Origin of the sequence: Catellatospora vulcania, from assembly GCF_009720385.1 — a bacterium.
GTDB lineage: Bacteria > Actinomycetota > Actinomycetes > Mycobacteriales > Micromonosporaceae > Catellatospora > Catellatospora vulcania.
Map to the genome: position 1 here is coordinate 1,179,786 of NZ_WARX01000001.1, position 21,042 is coordinate 1,200,827.

General features: G+C 71.7%; 17 protein-coding genes. 7 read left to right on the forward strand and 10 right to left on the reverse strand.

Annotated features, from left to right (window positions below; translation table 11 throughout):
* Positions 1 to 41: 41 nt before the first annotated feature.
* The 8 genes from F6W97_RS24660 to F6W97_RS24695 all read right to left on the reverse strand — a co-directional run bounded on the left by F6W97_RS24660 (position 42) and on the right by F6W97_RS24695 (position 11,161).
* The gene (locus F6W97_RS24660) at positions 42 to 2,258 is read right to left on the reverse strand and encodes a transglutaminase TgpA family protein (RefSeq protein ID WP_230686931.1); all 2,217 of its coding nucleotides are present in this window, start codon (positions 2,256 to 2,258) and stop codon (positions 42 to 44) included.
* Positions 2,252 to 3,433, reverse strand: a complete 1,182-nt coding sequence (locus F6W97_RS24665; RefSeq protein WP_155372765.1) for a DUF58 domain-containing protein — start codon at positions 3,431 to 3,433, stop codon at positions 2,252 to 2,254. Before F6W97_RS24665 ends, F6W97_RS24660 begins: the two co-directional genes overlap by 7 nt.
* Positions 3,430 to 4,452, reverse strand: a complete 1,023-nt coding sequence (locus F6W97_RS24670; RefSeq protein ID WP_155372766.1) for an AAA family ATPase — start codon at positions 4,450 to 4,452, stop codon at positions 3,430 to 3,432. The genes F6W97_RS24665 and F6W97_RS24670 overlap by 4 nt, the downstream gene beginning before the upstream one ends.
* Before the next feature lie 90 nt (positions 4,453 to 4,542).
* Positions 4,543 to 7,143 (reverse strand): fibronectin type III domain-containing protein, encoded by a 2,601-nt coding sequence (locus F6W97_RS24675; RefSeq protein WP_230686932.1) that lies wholly within the window; start codon positions 7,141 to 7,143, stop codon positions 4,543 to 4,545.
* A 129-nt stretch (positions 7,144 to 7,272) separates the two neighbouring features.
* Positions 7,273 to 9,276, reverse strand: coding sequence for a tetratricopeptide repeat protein (locus F6W97_RS24680; RefSeq protein ID WP_155372767.1), 2,004 nt, complete (start codon positions 9,274 to 9,276; stop codon positions 7,273 to 7,275).
* 189 nt (positions 9,277 to 9,465) lie between these two features.
* Positions 9,466 to 9,939, reverse strand: a complete 474-nt coding sequence (locus F6W97_RS24685; RefSeq protein WP_155372768.1) for a hypothetical protein — start codon at positions 9,937 to 9,939, stop codon at positions 9,466 to 9,468.
* Between the two features lie 88 nt (positions 9,940 to 10,027).
* Positions 10,028 to 10,297 (reverse strand): Smr/MutS family protein, encoded by a 270-nt coding sequence (locus F6W97_RS24690; protein WP_155372769.1) that lies wholly within the window; start codon positions 10,295 to 10,297, stop codon positions 10,028 to 10,030.
* A gap of 66 nt (positions 10,298 to 10,363) precedes the next feature.
* Entirely contained in the window at positions 10,364 to 11,161 is a 798-nt protein-coding gene (locus F6W97_RS24695) for an inositol monophosphatase family protein (protein ID WP_155372770.1), read from the reverse strand.
* A gap of 180 nt (positions 11,162 to 11,341) precedes the next feature.
* Between F6W97_RS24695 and F6W97_RS24700 the strand changes: the two genes are divergently transcribed.
* The 4 genes from F6W97_RS24700 (at position 11,342) to F6W97_RS24715 (ending at position 16,334) form a co-directional block, all read left to right on the forward strand.
* Positions 11,342 to 13,186, forward strand: coding sequence for a M14 family zinc carboxypeptidase (locus tag F6W97_RS24700; protein WP_155372771.1), 1,845 nt, complete (start codon positions 11,342 to 11,344; stop codon positions 13,184 to 13,186).
* Positions 13,187 to 13,568: 382 nt separating this feature from the next.
* Positions 13,569 to 14,186 (forward strand): GPP34 family phosphoprotein, encoded by a 618-nt coding sequence (locus F6W97_RS24705; protein WP_269059707.1) that lies wholly within the window; start codon positions 13,569 to 13,571, stop codon positions 14,184 to 14,186.
* Positions 14,187 to 14,241: 55 nt separating this feature from the next.
* Positions 14,242 to 15,741, forward strand: a complete 1,500-nt coding sequence (locus F6W97_RS24710) for an APC family permease (RefSeq protein WP_155372773.1) — start codon at positions 14,242 to 14,244, stop codon at positions 15,739 to 15,741.
* Positions 15,738 to 16,334, forward strand: a complete 597-nt coding sequence (locus F6W97_RS24715; RefSeq protein WP_155372774.1) for a GNAT family N-acetyltransferase — start codon at positions 15,738 to 15,740, stop codon at positions 16,332 to 16,334. The genes F6W97_RS24710 and F6W97_RS24715 overlap by 4 nt, the downstream gene beginning before the upstream one ends.
* Positions 16,335 to 16,395: 61 nt before the next feature.
* On the opposite strand, the gene F6W97_RS24720 is transcribed toward F6W97_RS24715, so the two are convergent.
* Both F6W97_RS24720 and F6W97_RS24725 read right to left on the reverse strand, forming a co-directional pair.
* The gene (locus F6W97_RS24720) at positions 16,396 to 17,112 is read right to left on the reverse strand and encodes a sterol desaturase family protein (RefSeq protein ID WP_155372775.1); all 717 of its coding nucleotides are present in this window, start codon (positions 17,110 to 17,112) and stop codon (positions 16,396 to 16,398) included.
* A complete protein-coding gene (locus tag F6W97_RS24725) occupies positions 17,109 to 17,834 on the reverse strand; it encodes a FadR/GntR family transcriptional regulator (RefSeq protein WP_155372776.1) in 726 nt (241 codons plus the stop codon). Before F6W97_RS24725 ends, F6W97_RS24720 begins: the two co-directional genes overlap by 4 nt.
* Before the next feature lie 180 nt (positions 17,835 to 18,014).
* Between F6W97_RS24725 and F6W97_RS24730 the strand changes: the two genes are divergently transcribed.
* The 3 genes from F6W97_RS24730 (at position 18,015) to F6W97_RS24740 (ending at position 21,028) form a co-directional block, all read left to right on the forward strand.
* Positions 18,015 to 18,431: a helix-turn-helix domain-containing protein gene (locus tag F6W97_RS24730; RefSeq protein WP_155372777.1), complete on the forward strand. Its 417-nt coding sequence runs from the start codon at positions 18,015 to 18,017 to the stop codon at positions 18,429 to 18,431.
* Between the two features lie 132 nt (positions 18,432 to 18,563).
* Entirely contained in the window at positions 18,564 to 20,027 is a 1,464-nt protein-coding gene (locus F6W97_RS24735) for an APC family permease (RefSeq protein WP_407924606.1), read from the forward strand.
* Complete coding sequence (locus F6W97_RS24740) at positions 20,024 to 21,028, forward strand: acetamidase/formamidase family protein (protein WP_155372779.1); 1,005 nt, start codon at positions 20,024 to 20,026, stop codon at positions 21,026 to 21,028. The genes F6W97_RS24735 and F6W97_RS24740 overlap by 4 nt, the downstream gene beginning before the upstream one ends.
* Positions 21,029 to 21,042 lie beyond the last annotated feature (14 nt).

The following is a 21,042-nucleotide window of genomic DNA, read 5'->3' on the forward strand; positions in this document are numbered from 1 at the left end:
GCGGCGGTGCCGCGGTGCCGGCCCGAGACCAGGTTCCTGCGCTAGCGGCGGGGCCGCCGCCAGCGCAGCGGGCCCGGGTGCAGTGTCCACAGCAGCCGCCGCCACCACGAGCGGCGGGCCTTCAGCTCATCGATGTATGCCACCGCCCGGCCGCGGGCCGCCTCTGCTTCGGCGTCACCGGCCGTGCCCGGCCCGAACACCGTCTGGTTGACCGCGACCGCCAGCTCGTCCAGCGTCGGCGCGGCCAGGCGCACCTCATGCTTGCCGCGTACCGGCGCGGCGGCCTCGGCCGCGTGCGCGGCGACCTCGGCGGCGCTCAGATGCTCCGGCGCGCGCCGCCCGGCCAGCCGCAGCGCGTCGCCGACCTCCAGCCACGCGCCCTCGATCCGCGAATCCGGGCTGCCCTCATCGAGCCTGCGCCGCCGCAGCGCACCGCGGGCGACCAGCACGAACACCACGAACGCGGCCAGCAGCAGCACAACGAGCCCGCCGCCGCCCGCACCGGCGACCAAGGCCACGTTCGCGCCGCCAGCAGCCGTTGCGCTGGCCGCAGGTGCGGCGGTGGACGCGTCGGTGGTCGGGTCCAGGGTCGGGATCGGCTCGTCCGACGGCGGCGGTTCCGACGGCGGCGGCTTCGGCTTGAACTCGTCTTCCAGGGGCTTGGTCTCGGCGTTGGGTTCGGGCAACGGATGGAACGGCACCCAGCCCAGGTCCGTGAAGTACACCTCCGGCCAGGCCAGCGCGTCGCCGGCGGTGACCGCGTGGCTGCCGGCGCGGGCGGTGAACCCGACGACGACCCGGCTGGGCAGGTTCAGCAGCCGGGCCAGCACCGCGAACGACGCCGCGAACTGCTCCGACGTGCCCTTGCCCGCGCCCGTGCCGGGCGGGCCGAACAGGAAGAAGTTCAGGTTCGGGTACGCGTGCCCGCTGGGCGCCTGCGGGTCGAGTTTGTAGTGCTCGGACAGGAACTGCTCGATCGCCAGGGCCCGCTGGTACGGGGCCCCGTTGTCCGCGCCGAGCTGCTGCGCGAGCCGGCTGAGGTTGTCCGGCACGTTCGGGCCCAGCGTGATGTAGCGGGCCATGCCCGCGGGCACGTCGGCGACGGGCAGCAGGTTGATGTCGGGTTCGCTGTGCAGCGACGTGACGGTGTAGGTCATGCCCGCGCTGAGCCCTTCGGGGCGCAGCATGGTGCCGGTGGCCTGGTCGTAGGAGACGCGTACGCCGTCGACGTGGGCCGGGGTGGCGGCGGCGGGCAGCAGCTTGCCGGTGAGCCCGGCGACGGTGATGCGCTGCTGCACCGGGGTGGTGGCGACCTCGCCGGGCGGGCGGGGCAGGCTGCGCCCGGCCGGGCGGTAGGTCGCCCCGACCCGCCAGGTGACGCCGTCGTAGTCGGACAGCACGGCCAGCCGGATCCGGGTGTCGGCGGCGACGTCGGCGTCGAGCAGCTTCTCCTGCGGCTGCAGTGCCCAGCCGGACAGCCGGATCAGCGGGTTCTCGTCGAGGGCGTCGAGGACCGGCGGGTCGATGAGGCTGCGCGGGTCGAACGGCGCGGCGGTGACCTGCTGCGCCACCGGCGGGGCGGCCCCGGCCACCAGGGCCAGGATCAGCGCGAAGCCGGTGCCGCCGGCGAGCGCGGCCCGCAGCCGCAGCGCCCTGCGGGTGGCGGGGTCCAGGCCGGTGTCGGGGGTGCGGACCCGGCCGGTGAACGCCAGCGCCGCCACGGCCAGGGCCGCGAATCCCAGCGCGAGCCAGGGTGTACGCGGCGCGGCCGGGCCGACCAGCCACAGCGCCCCGGCGAACAGCAGCACCGGCGGGGTGAGCCCGACCAGGGTGCGCCGGGTGCGCACGGTCAGTTCCATCGCCATGAGCCCGGCCAGCCAGGTCGCGATGACGGGCACGGCGACCGTGTCCGGTTGCGGTTCGACGGGCACCAGCACGGCCAGCAGCCGGGGGATGCCGTCGCGCAGCGCCTCGGTGGCGATCGTCGGCAGGTCCCCGGTGATGCCGGCGCGCTGCGCGGACAGGTTCAGCGCGAACGCCAGGTATGCGGCCAGGCCGAGCACGGACACCGGTGCGACGGTCCAGGCCCGCAGCCGGGTCATGGCCAGGCTGATCGCCACCGACCCGGCTGCCGCGCCCGCGATCAGGACGGTGAACAGGGTGCCGTTGTAGATGCGGTCGGCGACCAGGCCGCTGAGCACGAGCATCGCCGTGATCAGCGCCGGTGGCAACAGGATCCGCAGTGCGCGGGCTACCATCGCGCGACTCCGTCCCATACCGCGGCGAAGTCCTCGCCGTCCTCGGCGCGTAGCAGCAGCACCCCGGCGGGCTGCGGCTCTTCTGCCAGGCGGGGGCCGAGCACGCCGACGGCGACCGACGGGAACGGGCCCTTGAGCCCGGACACCAGCGCGAGGTCGGCGAGCCCGGCGGTGCCGGTGAGGTAGATCAGGGTGTCGCCGGGGCGGTGCTGGCGCAGCCGGCTGGTCGCGTCGACCAGCAGATCGTCGCCGCCGGGCGCGGGCTCGGTCTCGGCGAGCAGGTCCAGCAGTCCCCGGGCCGCGCCGCGGATCCGGCCGCCGCCCGCGGCGGGGCCGCTGACCAGGTGCAGTGTCACGGGCAGGTCCTCGCGGGTCGCGGCGGCGACGATCGACGCGGCGGCCTCGCAGGCGCTCTCGAACGACACCGATCCGGCCGCCGTCCGGTCGGCCCACGAGGCGGCCCGGTCGTCGAGGAGCACGACCAGCTGCGGCAGGCTGGTGTCGAGGTGTTCGCGGACCATCAGCTCGCCGACCTTGGCGCTGGTGCGCCAGTGCACGTGGCGCAGCTCGTCGCCGATGACGTATTCGCGCAGGGTGTCGAACGTGATCGCGCCGTGCGGGACCCGGTCGAGGCGGCCGTCGAGGCTGCGGGAGATGCCCGCGGGCACGGCCTGGATGAGGTGCGTCTTCGGGTAGACCCAGATGCGGGCGGTGTCGCCGTGGCTGCGCGACACCGACACCAGCCCGAGCGGGTCACGCCGGGTGACCTGCAACGGGCCGACGTTGACGACGCCGCGGCGGTCGGTGGGCACCGGGTAGGACACGTCGGTGTCACGGCCGGGGCGCAGCCGCAGCAGCGGCACGGGCACGGTCGCGCCGTCCTGCCCGGCCCGGCCGCACCGGTCATGCGCGACGAGCGTGGCCGCGCCGAAGCGGCCGGTGTTGCGTACGGTCAGGGTCACGGTGCTGCCCTCGCCGCGTGAGACCCGGTCGGGTTCCACGGACCGGGTCACCGACAGCCGCGGCCGCAGGGCCGCGTGGACGAGCGCGTGCAGCTGGGCGATGACGGCGGTCGCGCCGAGCACCGCGAGTTCCGGGTAGCCGAAGGTGAAACCGGTGGCCAGCAGCGCCACGCCGCCGGCGGTCAGGCCCGCCCCCCGCAGCGTGACGATCATCCGGCGTGCCGCGCCGCCGCGGCCGGTTCGCCGGACGGGGACTCCTGGCCGGGCAGCGGTACCGGCACCGCCTCGACGGCGTCGCGCAGCACCTCGGTCGCGGTGACCCCGCGCAGCTGCGCGTCGGGGGTCAGCAGCACCCGGTGCGCGAACACCGGCTCGATCAGCACCTTCATGTCCTCGGGCAGCACGTAGCCGCGGCCCTCGGTCAGCGCGTACGCGCTCGCGGCGCGGGTCAGCGCGATCACACCGCGGGGGCTGACGCCGACCCGGACGTGTTTGTGCTCGCGGGTGGCCACGGCCAGCCGCACCGCGTACGCGTACAGCGGGTCGGCGATGTGCACCCGGTGCGCCAGCGCGACGGCCTCGCCGATCGTCTTGGTGTCGGTGACCGGGGTGATCGCGTCGGGGGAGCGCAGCGTGTGCCCGCGCAGCACCTCGATCTCGACGGCCTCGTCGGGGTAGCCGACGGACAGCTTCATCAGGAACCGGTCGAGCTGCGCCTCGGGCAGCCGGTAGGTGCCGTCCATCTCGACCGGGTTCTGCGTGGCCACCACCAGGAACGGGCGCGGCACCGCGTGGCGTACGCCGTCGACGGTGACGTAGCGCTCCTCCATGACCTCCAGCAGCGCCGACTGCGTCTTCGGCGACGCCCGGTTGATCTCGTCGGCGATGACGATGTTCGCGAAGATCGGCCCCGGGTGGAACTCGAAGCCGCGGCTGGCCTGGTTGAAGATGGTCACGCCGCTGACGTCGGAGGGCAGCAGGTCCGGGGTGAACTGGATGCGCCGCCACGCGCCCTGCACCGACGCCGCGATCGCCCGCGCCAGGGTCGTCTTGCCGGTGCCCGGCACGTCCTCCAGCAGCACGTGGCCCTGGGCGAACATGGCGACCAGCGCCAGCCGGACCACCTCCGGCTTGCCGAGCACCACGGTCGAGATCGCGCCGGACAGCTTCGCGGTCAGGTCGGCGAACGCGCGGACCTGACCGGCGGACAGCGGTGGGAGGGGCTGGTTCATGACGGGAGTGTCCTTTGTGCTCGAAAGAGGGGCGGAGACGGAGAATCCCCGGCACGCGCGGTGAGGCTCGTGCCGGGGAAGCTCAGTGGATCAGCATTGCGGCACGTCGTTGTAGTCGTCGCCGTCGTCGAGGTTGAGCCAGATGAAGGGGACGTAACGCTGGTTGCCGCGGTAGGTGATCTGGATCCACTTGTCGCTGCGCTTGTTGCTGTTCTCCCCGGCCGCGAACAGCTCGGCGTCACCGCTCTGGTTGCCGGCCGTGCCCTGCTTCCAGCAGAACGCCTTGAACGTGTCGCCGTTCTGGGCGTCGCCGACAGCTTCGTTGGACTGCTGGCGGGAGTTGCTGTAGATGCCGATGCCACTGGAGCAGCCCACGCAGCGGATCGTGCCGTTGAGCCGCCTGGTGCGCACCGTCACCGGACCCGACGTCGCGGTCGTGCCGGTCGCGTTCTTCACCGACACCGTGATCGTGAACGCGCTGTCGGTCGCGACCTCGTTGACGTCGTAGCCGCCCGCACCGGTGTTGCAGCCGACCGTGCGGTCCGCGCCGTTGATGGACACCGTGCAGGTCGCGGTGCCGCCGCCGTCGTCGTAGGCGAAGTTCACCGTGAAGCCCTTGTAGGTCGCGCCGCCGGCGGACACGTTCGACACTTTCGCGTCGGTGATGGTCTTCGCGCTGGTGGTGTCCTTCGGGCCGGTGCCGGCCTCGTTGACCGCTGCCACGTCGACCGACACGATCTCGCCGTCCGCGAACCCGTCCAGGGTCACGTTCGTGCCGGTGACGGTCTGCGTCTTGCCGCCCGCCGTCACCTTGTAGCCGGAGATCGGGCGGCCGTTGTCGGCCGGGGTCTGCCAGGCGACCCGGATGGAGCCCTTGGCGGTGCCGACGGTTGCCGCGGACAGGTTGCCCACCTGCGCGGGCTTGGTGAACGGCACCACCGAACCCGACGGCTGCGACACCTCCGAGCCCGCGCCCTTGTCGTTGACCGCGACGGCCGTGAACGCGTACTGCGTGCCGTAGTCCAGCTCGCCGTCCTTGATGACCAGCTTCGTCGCGCCGGACGTGGTGCCGATCAGGGCGCCGCTGCCCGCGTTGATCGCGGTGACCTCGTACCTCGTGATCTTGCGGCCCTGGCCGTTGGCGGCGGTCCAGCTCACCTCGACGGTGCCGTCGGGCTTCTCGACCGCCTTCAGGTTCGTCGGCGGATCCGGCACCTCACCGGTCGGCATCACCGGATTGCTCTTGCGCGACGGGCCGCTGCCCTTGCCGTTGACCGCGTACACGGTGAACGTGTACGTCTTGCCGTTGGTCAGCTTGTCGATCACCAGCGTGCGGTTGCGCGCGCCGACCGTCCAGGTCCGCCCGTCGCCCTCCACCACGTACTTGGTGATCTTCGAGAGGTTCTCGGGAGCCTTGCCCCAGCTCAGCCGCACCTTCGTGTCGCCCGACGCGGCGGTGACGTTGCGCGGCGCGCCCGGCTTGCCAGGCTGCGGCTTCGGCGGGGCCGGCGGGATCACCGGCGGCGGGGTGCCGCCCACGACGTCGTCGTTGAACTTGTCGACGACCTTGACCTGGTGCTTGTCGTTGACCACCCGGGCCGTCGACGAGCCCGGCGCGTTGATGAACAGCTGGTTCTCGCGCACCTCCAGGTCGAGCCGCCCACCGGGCTTGCCCGCCTCGATCGTGTTGACCAGCTTGCCCTCACGGTCGAGCGCGTACACCTTGCCCGCGGCGTCGTCGGCCACGTAGAACCAGCCCGCCCAGGCCACCGCCGGGCGCACCGTCCCCCCGGCGCCGGGCACCGTGAACTCGTGCACCTTTTCACCGGAGATGACATACACCTTGCGGCCGTCGACCACCGTCACCGCGAGGTCCTGCCCGGCCGTACGCTCCGGCAGCTCACCGCCTGCCGCACCGGCGATCTCGACCTTCTTCAGGTCGTCGCCGCGCAGCAGGGTCAGCGAGCCGTTCGTCTGGTCCAGCACCGCGACGCCGTCGTCCAGGGCCGACAGTGCCAGGTCGTGGAACGCCTCGGCGACCGGCTCGGTGCGCACCAGCGACGGGCCGCTGCCGCCGGTGCCGCCCGACGGCGGCGACAGGGGCGCGGGGGTGATCGCCGAAACGGTGCCCTGGCTGGGCACGGCGACCCAGAGCCGGCCCGTGCCGTCGAAGTGCCCGCCGGTGATGCCCGGCGGGTAGCGCAGCGGCTCGCCGATCGGCTGGAGCGTCGCCGGGTCCAGCTGGCGCACCACGCCCTGCACGGGGTCGATGATGAACGCCGCCTGGTTGTGCAGCGCCACCTGCACACCCAGGCCTGCCTGCGACTCCTGTGACGCGGTGATCTGCAGCGTCGCCGGGTCGAGGGCGCTGATGCGGCCGGTGTGCTGGTCGCGCACGATCAGATACCGGTCGGACTGGCTGACCTGCACGTAGTGGCCCTGCGAGGCCACCAGGGCCTGCGAGCGGGTGTCCACTTTGCCGGTCAGTCCGTTGACCCGGGCGATCTCGCCGCGGCTGAGGCTCCACAGCCAGGAGCTGCTGTCGAAGCTGGCCGAGACCTGGTCGTTGGCGCTGATCCCGAACCAGGTCAGGCTTATGGCCGCCAGCATCGCCAGCACCGTGACGATGGTGACGACGCCACCCTTGGTCCGTGCCTTGCGTGTGATCGCGCTCGGTGACAGATCCGCCACGGATCGCCCCTCCCCATGAGCGCGGGGTGCTTTTTGTCGCGTTCACCCCGCTCGCCGACTGGCGTTCTCCCCAGAAGCCGACGTCATCCTAGGCGCTGCAGGTCAACGGTGAAAGTCGAGTGAGGACGCTCATGGTGTCACGGTGGGCGACGCGGTCGCCGATGTCGAGCGGTCGGTGCACACCTGCTTGGATTGCAGCAGGTCAACCTGGCTGTAGATGCTCATGACGACGAAGCAGTAGTCCCAGTTGGGGTTCAGACCCGTGACGGTGTACTGCGTCTCACCGTTGGCGGGCTTGCCCATCGTCGCGATCTGCTCTCCTTCGCGTGCCCCGAGCAGCACCTGCGCGGCGTAGCCGTCGGACGGGTCGAACCAGCTGACGGTGATGTCGCCGTTGGGTGCGCCGGTGACGAAGACGTCGCTGGCGGGCCGGGGTTCGACGGCCGGGCCGGTCGGTTCCTGGTCCTTGTTCGGCCACATCACGATGAGCAGGGTGGCCACGGCCGCGAGCACGGCGACGATCGCGGCGGCGATGGCGGCGACGACGGGGCCGCGGCTGCGGCGCGGTGGTGCGGCGGGTGGTGCGGGCGGGGCGAAGACCGTCGGTGTCGGGACGTGTTGGGGCTGCTGCGGCAGGTGGCGGGCGGGGGTCTGCGGCGGCGGCGCGACGGGGATGCGTCCGTCGGTGGTGCGGGTCTGGTCGACGGGCGGCAGGTCGCGTCGCGGCTGGTCCTGGTACGGCTGGCCCTGGTACGGCTGACCTTGTTGCGGGTGACCCTGTTGCGGCGGCTGGTCCTGGCGTGGTTGCCCCTGGTGCGGTGCCTGCTGGCGGGCTTGCTCATGCTGAGCCGGTTGCTGGTGGGGGTGCTCCTGACCGGGCTGGCCCTGGTGGGGCGGTTGCCGGCGGGACTGGTCCGGGTGCGCGGTGTCGTGGCGCGGCGCGTCCTGGCGGGTCTGCGCCGGCGGGAACCGGTCAGGTTGGGCGGGCCGGGTGCGCTCGGGCGGGAGCGGGACGGCCGGCGGGGTCGGCACGAGGGGCATGGCCCGGGTCGCGGACGGGTCGCGCCGCGGCGGAATCGTCAGCCCGTACGGCGCGGTCCGGTCGTCCTCGTGCGCGGGCTCGGCGTCCCTGGCGGGGGCGACGGGCGGCGAGGGCGGGGTCCGGTCGGCCGTCACCGGGGTGGCGGCCGTTGCCGGGGTGCTCGGGCGTGCGGGCGGGGTGAGCAGCGACGTCCGGTCGTCAGGCCGCTGCGGCGTGGCGGGCGCGGGCGGCGTGAGCAGCGAGGTGCGGTCGTCGGCCGGGTTCGGCGGGGCCGGGGTGCTCGGCGGTGTGAGCACCGAGGGCCGGTCGGTGGGTGCCTGCTGCGTGTTCGGAGTGCTGGACATGACGAGAGCAGTGCGGTCGTCGGGGTCCGGCGTCGGCGTGGTCTGCGGGGTCGACGGGGGCAGCGGCCAGACCGGTGGCGCGGTCTGCGGCTGGGCCTCCGGCGTCGCGGGCGAGGTCCGGGCTTCCGGCGTGGCGGGCGAGGTCCGGGCTTCCGGCGTGGCCGGAGCGGCCGGGGCCTGGGCTTCCGGCGTGGCCGGGGCGGACTGCGACACGTAGGTGGTCGGCCGCGACGGCGGCGGGAGCAGCGCGGTCGAGTCCTCGGGCGGCTGCGGTGCGGGCGGCGGCGTCGGGGTCACCGGCGCCGGGGCGACCGGCGCGGGGGCGTCCGGGCCGAGCCAGGAGCGGGCGACCTGGACCTGCTGGTCGAAGCCCGGCGCCTGCGGGCCGTGCGTGGCGACCCTGGTGTAGTGGCGGCGTGCTTCGTGGCGGTTGCCTAGCTCGTCGGCGATCTGCGCGAGGTCGAACGACATCGACAGCAGCAGCGGGTGCTCCTCGCCGAAGCGGTAGCCGCCGTTGTACAGCGCGTTCTCCAGCACCCGGCGGGCGGCGCCCAGGTCGCCGGACTGCCGGTGCATGGTGGCGAGCAGGTGGCCGGTGACCAGCACCTCGGGGTGGTCTTCCCCGGCGGCCATGACGGCCGCTTCGAGGGACTGCTCCAGCAGCGTGCGGGCGCTGTTCAGATCGCCGCGGTCACGGCGCGCGAGGGCCTCAGTTCGGATGTCGGACAGCGAGGTCGGTGACGGCACGGGTCACATCCTGCCCACACCCCCCGACCTCCCGCCACCCGCAGCGGCGAAGATCGCGACGATCTTGCGCGAACTGTTGGTGGTTTGTCCGGTACGAGTGTGTCGTCCCCACGCGCCGCGCAAGATCGCTGATGGGCCGGGCGGGCGTGGTGCCGGGCGGGGAGTTACGCGGGGAGGTGTGCGGGAGATTTAGGACGGGGCGGGTCTGTGCGTGGTGGCTGTTGTCTGGCGTCTGGCCCACCAGGGGTACCAGCGCGAGGTCAGGTAGGCGCCGACGGCGAGCGCTGTGATCCCCACTCCCAGGGCCGGTTCCCATGGCATGTCCGGCAGGATCGCACTGGTGGCCTTCGGGTCGCTGACGATGGCCGGAACCGGTCCGAGCGGCCGGTCCCTGAGCGGAGACTCGATCTCGGTTCGGGGGATCGAGACCGTGCCGTCGTCGGAACGGAATGGTCCGCTGCACCTCCATCCCGCCGAGCCTCCGCCGCGGCCGATGAACGGCTCGCACGACTCGACCGTCACGGTGCCCTTCAGGCCGTCGACGTGGACGGTCAGAAAGATCTCTGCCGCGCCCAGGAGCATCGGGGTGGAGAGCGCTCCGAACACCGCCATGGTCATGATCGGGCCGATGTTCCACCACTGCATTGCGCGTACCTGGCCCATCCACCGCAGCATGGGCTCATTGAACATGACGCGCGCCCGGTGTCCGGTCGCGTCGACGGCGGCGGCGGGGCCGGGCGGCGGGCGAGGCTCAGCGGCGGCCGGGTTTGGCGTGCTTGAAGTGCACGAAGAGGCGGCCGAAGTTCTTGGAGTCCTTCTCCACGCGGTGGTAGAGGGCTTTCACCTCTTTTTGGTCGAGGTAGCGCAGGACTGTCTTCTTCAGGGCGCCGGAGCCTTTGCCGGGGATGATCTCGATCATGGGAGCCTTCTTGGCGATGGCTTCGGCCATGATGTCGTTCAAGGCCCGCTCGATGTCGCGGCCCTTGTTGTAGATGTCATGCAGGTCTAATACGAGCTTCATCAGCGCCGAGCGTACCCGATCCGGGTCGTGGGGCGGCTCGCTCGACCGGACCGGTGGGGTCGCGGGCTAGCCCCGGCTGCGGATCATCGACAGCAGCAGGGCGTGGGTCTCGGTGTCGGCGGCCGCCAGGAGCCCGCGGGCGGCGGGGCCGACCGGGGCGCCGTCGATTCCGGTGATCACGCAGCCGGCGGCCCGGCACAGGGCGATGCCGGCGGCGAAGTGCACGCTTGCGGACAGGTCGCCGCCGTCGGTGACGTACGCGGCCCGCTTGCCGGCTGCGACCCAGGCCAGGGCGAGCGTCGTGGACACGACGCGCGGCCGGAAGTGCTCGCCGAACCGGGGGTGGGCCAGCAGCTCCACGGCCCGGAATCCGGGGGCGCTCGGAAACGGCGGGTCCAGGTTGACGTCCACCAGCCGGGTGGCGGGGGTGGGGGTCAGTCGCGTGTCCGCGCCGTCCTGGCGTACCCAGGCGGTCCGTCCGTCGGTGACGAACACCTCGCCGCTGAACGGGTCGGCCACCGCGGCCGGCCCGTCGCGCAGCGCCACGTTGACGGCCACCAGCATGTTGCCGACGGCGTAGTTGAGCGTGCCGCACAGGGGGTCCACGAGCCACCGGCGCGCGGCGTCGGCCGCGCCCTGCCGCCCGCCTTCCTCGCCGACGATCGTGTCGTCCGGGCGAGCGGCCCGGATGACATCGAGGATCGTCTGCTCCGCGGCCAGGTCCGCGGCGGTGGCGAAGTCCCCGGCGCCTTTGTCGATGCGGGTCAGCCGGCGGCCGTACATCTTGCGCACCACGTCCGCGCCGGCGTGTGCCGCGGCTGCCGCGACCTCGGCGTCGTCACGGGACGGGGGCGAGTGGATCATGAAGCGAATGGTATCGGCGTGCGCTCGGTCGCGCCACTCGGCCGGTTGCCCCAGTGCGGCGGCGGATCCGATGCGGCAGGGTCGGCCGTAACATCGTGTGATAGCTAGATTGACATATTGCAATGACCATGTTCCTGGTGGTCTGCTGTGAGCCTCCTTTACCCCCGCTTGGAGGCAGTCATGCGGCGACGGTTAACCGTCTTCGTATCCACCCTCGCGCTCGCCGGCACCATGGTCCTGACCGGACCGGCCGAAGGCGCCCCGCTCGCACCCGAGACCAGCTCGTCGGGCCACTACACGGTCCAGGGCATCAAGACCCTGGCCCAGCGCAACGCCATCGCCGGCACCGGCGCGGCCATCGACGGCTTCGACCACGGCATCATGGACGTCACCGCCACCCCGGGTGAGGCCGCCGCGATCAAGGCCCTCGGCTTCACGGTCACCAGGGTCCTCACGCCGGTCCAGCCGGTGGGCCCGGTGCCGCTGGCGTTCCCGCCGGCGGACTCCAACTACCACGACTACAGCGAGATGAACAGCGTCATCAGCTCGCTGGCCGCGTCCTACCCGTCGATCTTCCGGGTGACGACGATCGGCAACTCCTACGAGGGCCGCAACATGCCCCTGATCAAGATCTCGGACAACGTCGCCACCGACGAGAACGAGGTCGAGGTCCTGTTCAACCACCACCAGCACGCCCGTGAGCACCTCACGGTCGAGATGGCCATCTACCTGATGAACCTGTTCACCAGCGGCTACGGCTCCGACTCGGCGATCACGAACATCGTGAACAGCCGCGAGATCTGGATCGTGCCGGACATGAACCCCGACGGCGGCGAGTACGACATCGCCACCGGCAGCTACCGGTCGTGGCGCAAGAACCGCCAGCCCAACAGCGGGTCGAGCAACGTCGGCACCGACCTCAACCGCAACTGGTCCTACCAGTGGGGCTGCTGCGGCGGGTCCAGTGGCACGACCAGCAGCGAGACGTACCGCGGCCCGTCCGCGTTCTCCGCGCCCGAGTCGACGAACCTGCGCAACTTCGTCAACAGCCGGGTCGTCGGCGGCGTCCAGCAGATCAAGGCCAACATCGACTTCCACACGTACTCGCAGCTCATCCTGTGGCCGTTCGGCTACACGACGGCCAACAACCCGTCGGGCATGAGCGCCGACGAGTACAACACGTTCGCCACCCTGGGCCAGCAGATGGCCGCGACGAACAGCTACACCCCGGAGCAGTCCAGCGACCTCTACGTCGCCGACGGCACGTCCATCGACTGGATGTGGGGGACCCACAAGATCTGGGCGTACACCTTCGAGATGTACCCGGGCAGCTCCGGCTCCGGCGGCGGCTTCTACCCGCCCGACGAGGTCATCACCGCGCAGACGACCCGCAACCGGGCCGCGGTGCTGATGCTGCTGCAGCAGGCCGACTGCCCGTACCGGGTGATCGGCAAGGAGTCGACGTACTGCGGCACCGGCGGTGGCGGCACAACGGTCTGGTCCGACACGTTCGAGACCGCGACCGGCTGGACCGTCAACCCGAGCAGCACCGACACCGCGACCGCCGGCCAGTGGGCGCGCGGCGCGGCCCAGGCGACCAACTCCAGCGGCGCCAAGCAGCTGACCCCGTTCGCGGGCGCCAACGACCTGGCGACGGGCCTGTCGGCGGGCACCGCCGCGGGTGACTTCGACCTCGACGGCGGCGTCAGCTCGATCCGCTCGCCCGCCATCACGCTGCCGGCCACCGGCACGCTCAGCGCGAACTGGCAGTGGTACCTGGCGCACGGGTCGAACTCGTCGAGTGCCGACTACCTGCGGATCTCGATCGTGCACAGCGGCGGCACCACGGTGCTGGCCACGATCACCGGTGCGGCGAGCAACCGCAACGGCGCGTGGGGCGGTGCGACGGCGAACCTGAGCGCGTACGCGGGCCAGAGCGTGCGCTTCCTGGTCGAGGCGGCGGACACGAGCACGGCCAGCCTCGTCGAGGCGGGTCTGGACAATCTCACGGTGACGCAGTCGTGACGGGTCACCTGGCCTGCTGAGGCCGGGTCCCACACGGTGGTCGGGCGGTCCCGTCGCCCGTGCCGGTCCCTCGCGGGCCGGTGCGGCGGCGGGGCCGCCCTGTTCGTGCGGGTGCCGTCGGGCGGCGGTCGGTCAGCCGCTCGTATCGACGGGGGCGTGCGGTCCCGCGACGTGCGCCGCAGGCGGGGGCATGCCTGAGCCGGGGCACGCGGTTACGGGGGGTAGGCCCGGTGGGGCGGATCGGGCGTGAATCACGCTGGGAATATTGCCCGAGCAACTTGCTCGGCAGGTCCAAACTGGACGCTACCTGCGGTGTTGCGAAGGTAAACAGTGAGTGCTCGGCGGTGACAGCGGGTAGATCCATTCTGTAGGGTGCGTTCTCGTGCCGATAGCCGACGAGTTCTACTTGATGACGCATGACGATGTCAGCGGCGACTCCCGGCTGCACGCCAAAGCCGTCGGATTCGGTCTGGCAGCAGCGCTGCTGGCCGAGCTGTGCCTGCTGGACCTGGTGCGGCCCGCCGCCGAGGGGGTGGCGGTGCGCAACGCGCCGCCACCACCGGACGCGCTGGCCGCCCGCGTACACGGGCAGCTGCTGGCAGAGCCGCAGCTGCACCCGGTGCGGGACTGGCTCACCTTCCTCGGGCTCAGCGCCGAGTCCGACATAGCCGTCAGGATGACCGCCGCGGGGGCGCTCCAACTGGTCGAGACGCGCCGACTGCTAAGCGTGCAGCGCCGATACATGCCGGTGTCCGTGAACGACGCGGCCTGGCCCACCGCCCGGCTCATCGGGCGGCTGCGCCGGCAGGAGGAGATGTCCGTCGAGGACAGGATCCTTGCCGGTCTCGCCTTCGCGACCGGGCTGAGCACCACGTTCGCCTGGGACGACGTACGCGGCCGCAAGCTGGCGCAGATCATCGCCGTGCTCGACGAGCCGTTGCGGGTGCTCATCGCCGAGACGGAACTGGCCGTGAGCAGAGCCGTGGCGAAGCTCACCTGAACCATCCCCCCTTCACCCCCCTCACCCCTCACCCCTCCCCGTAAGGAGCAACACCGTGTCCGCACCCCCTAGCTCCGCGCTGTCGTCGGCGCTGGCCGCCGACCGGCTCGGCTCGGCGTCCGTCGCCTCGTTCGCGCTGACTGCCGCGGCGCCGCTCATGGTCATCGGCGGCGTCATCGTCGCCGGCTGGGCCAACGTCCAGGTCATCGGCTTCCCGCTGGGCATCCTGCTGATCGGCGCCGCGCTGGCGCTGTTCACGTTCGGCTACGTCGCGATGTCGCGGCACATCCGCAACGCCGGCGCGTTCTACTCCTACATCTCCCAGGGCCTGGGCCGCCCGGCCGGCGTCGCCGCCGCGCTGTCGGCGGTGCTGGGCTACAACCTGCTGCAGGTCGGCCTCTACGGCATCTTCGGCGCGGCCGGCTCCGGCCTGCTCGCCGTGATGTTCGACGTCACCGTCGAGTGGTGGATCCTGGCCCTGGTCGCATGGCTGTTCGTCACCGTGCTCGGCATCTCCCGCGTCGAGATCAACAGCAAGCTGCTGCTGGTCGTGCTCGTCGCCGAGCTCGCCATCGTGCTGCTGTACGACGTCGTGTTCATCGCCAACCCGGCCGACGGCGTCAGCTTCGCCGCGTTCGCGCCGGACAACCTGTTCATCGGCGGCGCGCTGGGCGCGGTGCTCACCATCACCGTCACCGCGTTCGTCGGGTTCGAGGCCCCGCCGGTGTTCGCCGAGGAGTCGCGCGACTCCCGCAAGACGATCGCCCTGGCGTCGTTCGGCGGCCTGGCCGTCATGGTGTTCGTGTACGCGCTGACCGCGTGGGCGCTGACCGTGGCCACCGGCCCGGACAACATCGTCGCCCAGTCGCAGGAGCACGCGGCCCAGGCCGACCTGATGTTCGTGCTGGCCGGCGAGCACCTGGGTTCGTTCTTCGCCGACGCCGGCAACGTGCTGCTGGTGACCAGCGCCTTCGCGGCGATGCTGTCGTACCACAACACCGTGGCCCGGTACACGTTCTCCCTGGCGCGTGAGGGCGTGCTGCCGCGCTCGCTGGCCCGCACCGGTGCGCGTTCGGGCGCCCCGGTGGCCGCCTCGATCCTGCAGAGCGTCATCGGCCTGGCCGTCATCGTCGTGTACGCGGTCGCGCAGCTGGACCCGTTCACCCACCTGTTCTTCTGGCTGGGCATGACCGGCGGCTTCGGCGTGCTGCTGCTGCTCGCGGGCACCAGCGTCGCGGTGGTGCTGTACTTCGCCAAGGACAAGCGCGGCGAGAGCCTGTGGACCCGGGTCATCGCGCCGGTGCTGTCGGCGCTGTTCCTGATCTGGGCGGTGCAGCAGACGGTCCGTGACTACGGCACCATGCTGGGCACCGGCGACGACCACGCGGCGCGCTGGATCCTGCCGGGGCTGTACCTGGCGGTCGTGGTCATCGGTGTGGTCTGGGCGCTGGTGCTGCGCAGCACCAAGCCGGCGCTGTACGAGGCGATCGGCAAGGGCGTCGACGGCGGCAAGACCGAGGTCGCGTCGGCGGAGGCCCCGAAGGTCGGCGTATGACCGGCTCGGACGCGGTGTCGACGGCTTCGGCCGTGGACGCCGCGGCCGCGGGCCGGCTCATCGCCGCGTCCTTCCAGGAGCTGGCCGTGTCGGCGTGGCTGATGGACGAGCCGGTCGAGCGCGAGCGCATCATGGGTGAGCAGTTCGGCTGGTTCGTCGAGCACGCGCTGAAGTACGGGGCCGTGGACGTGGTCGGTGACGACGCGGTCGCGGTCTGGTTCGACAACACGGTCGAGGCGCCGTGGATCGACGCGTACGACGAGCGGCTGGCGGCGACGGCGGGCCCGCACCTGGACCGGTTCTCGCTGCTGGACGAGACGTTCGCGGCGCACCACCCGCACGGCGGCCCGCACTGGCACCTGGCGCTGCTGGCCGTGCGGCCGGGGCAGCGGGGCACCGGCCTGGGCAGTGAGCTGCTCGGGCGGCGGCTGGCGCAGCTGGACGCCGCGGGTGTGCCGGCCTACCTGGAGGCGTCGAGCGCCGGTTCGCGGGATCTGTACCTGCGGCACGGGTTCGCGCTGCTGGGTGAGGCCTACCACCTGCCTGAGGGCGGTCCGCCGATGTACCCGATGTGGCGCGAGCCGCTGGGCTGACCGGAAGCCGGAACGGGGACGGTGATCATCTGATCGCCGTCCCCGTTCGTCTGCGCGGCGGTCAGGCGGCGGCGTGCAGGTTGCGGGCGGTGGCGGAGGTCGGCACGGTCGCCGGGTCGGGGTAGGTGCGCAGGAGCCGGTCGGCGGTGCCGGCGGTGGTCACGGTGAACCAGTAGTGCTCGTTCTTGTAGTGGTGCAGCCGGTGGTTGCGCCACACGGCCCGGTAGAGCCGGCCGCGGGGCCGGTAGTCGCTGTGGATCGCGTAGTGGGTCCACTCGTAGAGCAGGCCGGCGGCGGCGACGGCGCCGATGAAGGTGAGGGCTTCGCCCAGGCGCGGGAACGCGAGCAGCGCGGCGGTGCTGTAGGCGGCGATGACCAGCGTCAGCGAGCGCCACGGGATGAACACCAGTGGGGTGTCGCGGGGGTCGGCGTGGTGGCGGCGGTGGTCGCGGGCCAGTTCGGTGTCGATGGTCAGCCCGGCGATCCGGCGGGGCCGCCAGTGCAGGACGAACACGTGCACGACCCATTCGAGGGCGGGGAACGCGGCCACGAGCAGCGCGGGTGCGCGCAGGTCGGCGAGGGTCCAGCCGCCTTCGGCGACGCGCCAGGCGAGTGCGGCGGCCAGCACGGCGAGGATCATCCAGGGGCTGGGGTGGCGCCAGAACCGGGCGAAGATCTGGCGCAGGGTCACGGCGGTGCGGGTGGGGCCGGTGGCAACGTCTGCGGCGAGCCGGTCGCGGGCGGCGCGGGCGGCGGCGGCCTTGTCCGCTGCGGTCATCGGTGCTCTCCTTCCAACACGTCGATGGCGTGGAGCAGGGCCTGGGTGGCGTGGGTGAGCAGGTCGTGGGCCAGGCTTCGGGCGGTGTCGGCGTGGCCCGCGGTGATCGCGGTGGCCAGTGCCCGGTAGTCGGCGACGCGGTTGACCTCGTCGGCCATGACGGCCGACAGGGCTTGCAGGGCGGGTTCGTAGGCGGCGCGCAGGCTGTTGAACATGAGCCGGAACGCGACGGAGTCGGCGGCGTCGACGACGTGTTCCCAGAAGGCCAGTGCCCGGCGTTGGCGGCCGACGGGGTCGGGGTCGGCGTCGATGGCGGCGACGGCCGCCTCCAGGGTGCCGGCGGCGGTGTGGCCGTGGCGTTCGGCGGCCAGTCCGGCGACGACGGGGCCGATGGCCAGGCGTGCTTCGAGGATGCTGCGGGCGACCGCGAGGTCGATGTCGCCGCCGGGTGACAGCAGGTGCGGCAGGATGTCGAGGCCGCCGGTGCGGCGGAAGTCGCTGACCGTGGTCGCGCCGCCCTGGCGGACCTTGACCAACCCGGCGTGGGCCATGCGCCCGATCGCCTCGCGTACGGCGGGGCGGCTGACGCCGAGTGCTTCGGCCAGGGCGCGTTCGCTGGGCAGCGCCTGGCCGGGGCTGAGCGAGCCGGAGACGAGCCGGCCGAGCACGCGGTCGTAGACCTCGCCGGGCAGTGATCGTCGTTCGATCTTCGCGAATGTCATGTGTCCACCATCGACCAAGCCGGTCAGGTGGTCAAGTGGTCTGACCAGTTCTGTTGGTTCACGGGCATTCACGCATGGACTGCTGCCATTCGGTGTTGTTTACTGTCTCGTGATTTCAGCCGCACGGGGTGGGGCGGTACGGTACGTCCTTTGTGGACACGGACCCCTCGGAGGCGGGGCATGACCGAGCCCTTGACCGGCCGCGCGCAGGCGTCGGCGGCCCGGGATTTCGCGGCGCAACTGCGCTGGTGGCGTGGCGTACGCGGGTTTTCGCAGGGCAGGCTGGCGCAGCGCATGCCGCACAGCGAGGCGATGATCGCCAAGGTCGAGTCGGGCGAGCGCTGGCCGACCGAGGACCTGGCGCGCCGCTGTGACGAGGTGCTGCAGACCGGCGGCCTGCTGTCGGGCATCTACCCGGCGGTGCGGGCCGAGCAGCAGGCCAGCGACGGGCGGCGGCGTCGTCGTAAGGAGGCCGGGGACGCGTCGGTCGACGACGCGCGGCGACTGCTGTCGATGGTGCTCGCCGATACGAACCTGTCAGCGACTCATCCGTTCGTCCGGGATGCGCTTGCCGCATTGGATGGCACGGACAACTAGCCGGATATCGCACCTGTCCGGATCGGACATCTGTACCGCGCAACGGTAGTGCTCGCAAATGAGACGTTGGCGTGCACGACGCGCCACTCTCCGTTGAACATCCGACCACTACTGGAGGCTCCGGTTATGTCCGTGCTAACGCCTGCCTCGGCGGCCACGGGGGACGCGGCCACGCCGGCCGGTGACCCCGAGCTCAGCAAATTCGGGTACACCCCGCAGCTGCGCCGCTCGCTCACCTTCACCGACCTGCTGTTCTACGGCCTCATCTACATGGTGCCGATCGCCCCGTTCGCGATCTTCGGTTCGGTGTACGCGGCCTCCCAGGGCATGGTGGCGCTGGCCTACGTCGCCGGCCTGATCGTGATGCTGTTCACCGCCTCGTCGTACGCGCAGATGGTCAAGGCGTTCCCGATCGCCGGCTCGGTCTACAACTACGCCGGCCGCGGCATCGCCGCACCGGTCGGCTTCATTGCCGGCTGGGCCATCATGCTCGACTACTTCCTGGTCCCGGGCCTGCTCTACCTGGTCGCGTCGGTGACCATCGAGGCGGCGGTGCCGTCGGTGTCGTCGTGGATCTGGCTGGTCGGCTTCGTCGCCGTCAACGCCGTGATCAACTACTTCGGGATCCGGCTCACCGCGGTCGCCATCAACATCATGATCGCCGGTGAGATCATCGTCCTGGGCATCTTCCTGGTCATGGGCGTCATCGGCCTGGCCGACGGCCGCGGCAACGGCGACTGGACCTCCGCGTTCTTCAGCTCCGACAACTTCAGCCTCGGCATCGTGCTCGGCTCGGTGTCGGTCGCCGCACTCAGCTTCCTGGGCTTCGACGGCATCTCGATGCTGGCCGAGGAGAGCAAGGGCGGCGCCCGCCAGGTCGGCCGCGCCATGGGCGTGGTGCTGCTGCTCGCAGGCTTGATCTTCATCGCGCAGACCTGGGTGGCGTCGCTGTTCGTCGCCGACCCGGCCGGCCTGATCAACGGCGACGCCGCCACCATCGGCAACGCCTTCTACGCCGCCGCAGAGGCCGCCGCGGGCGCCCCGTGGCTGGCCACCCTGTGCCTGGTCGCCACCGCGATCGCCTGGGGCCTGCCCGACTCGATGGTCGCCCAGACCGCGCTGTCGCGCCTGCTGTTCGCGATGGCCCGCGACAAGCAGCTGCCCAGGTTCCTCGCCAAGGTCTCCAGCCGCCACGCCTCCCCGGTCAACGCGGTCCTGTTCACCGCGCTGGTCTCGCTGGCCATCAGCGGCACCGCGCTGTACTACCTCACCGAGAAGGGCGAGGACACCATCACGCTCATCGCCACCATGGTGAACTTCGGCGCGATGGTCGCCTGGCTGCTGCTGCACGCCGCCGTCATCTGGCACTACGTGGTGCGCAACGGCAGCCGCAACTGGCTGCTGCACCTGGTCATGCCGCTGGTCGGCGCGGGCCTGCTGGTCGCCGTGCTCATCAACATGAAGCTCTACACCCAGCTCACCGGCTTCATCTGGATCGGCCTCGGCCTGGTCGTGCTCGCCGTGCTGTACGCGACGGGCCGTCGCCCGAAGCTGTCCGGCGTCGGCGGCACCGAGGACGGCGTGGACGTCGCGTGAGCGAGTACATCGAGTTCAACCCGACTCCGGAGCAGTTCGCCTACACCTTCGGGCCCCACCCGCCGGTGGCGAAGGTCCGCCCCGGCGACGTGCTCAAGATCCGCACCGAGGACTGCTTCGGCGGTGTGGTCCGCGGCTTCGGGGACCTGCCTTCGCAGGTCTGCCGGTTCCCGTACCTCAACCCGGTCACCGGCCCCTTCTTCGTCGAAGGGGCCGAGCCGGGCGACACCCTGGCGCTGCACTTCGTGTCCATCACCCCGGCCCGCGACTGGGCCGTGTCCAGCACCTTCCCGCACTTCGGGGCGCTGACCTCCACGTCGCACACCGCGACGCTGCAGCCGCCGCTGGAGGAGCGGGTCTGGGTGTACGACATCGACGCCGCCGCGGGCATCGCCCGCTACTCGGCCCGCAACTCGGACTTCACGGTGGACCTGCCGCTGGACCCGATGCACGGCACCGTCGGTGTCGCCCCGGGCGCGTTCGAGGCCCGGATGACGATCACGCCCGACGCGCACGGCGGCAACATGGACACCCCGGAACTGCGCGCCGGCGTCACCGCGTACTTCGGCGTCAACGTCGAAGGCGCCCTGTTCGCCGTCGGTGACGGCCACGCCCGCCAGGGCCAGGGCGAAGTCTCCGGTGTCGCGGTCGAGGCCGCGATGGACACCGTGCTCGTCGTCGACCTGATCAAGGGCGTCGGCACGCCATGGCCGCGGCTGGAGTCCGACACGCACCTGATGGCGACCGGCTCGGCCCGGCCGCTGGAGGACGCGTTCCGGATCAGCCAGCACGACCTGGTCACCTGGGTGTCCGAACTGACCGGGCTCGACCTGCTCGACTCGCTGCAACTGGTCAGCCAGGCCGGTGAGGCTCCCGTCGGCAACGTCTGCGACACCAACTACACCATGGTCGCCAAGGTCGCCAAGGCGTACCTGGGGCGCGCGGGCGCGTACGAGGGGGTACACGCCCGGCTCAAGGCGCTGGGCGCCGCGTACCGGTAACGACAGGGTCAGAA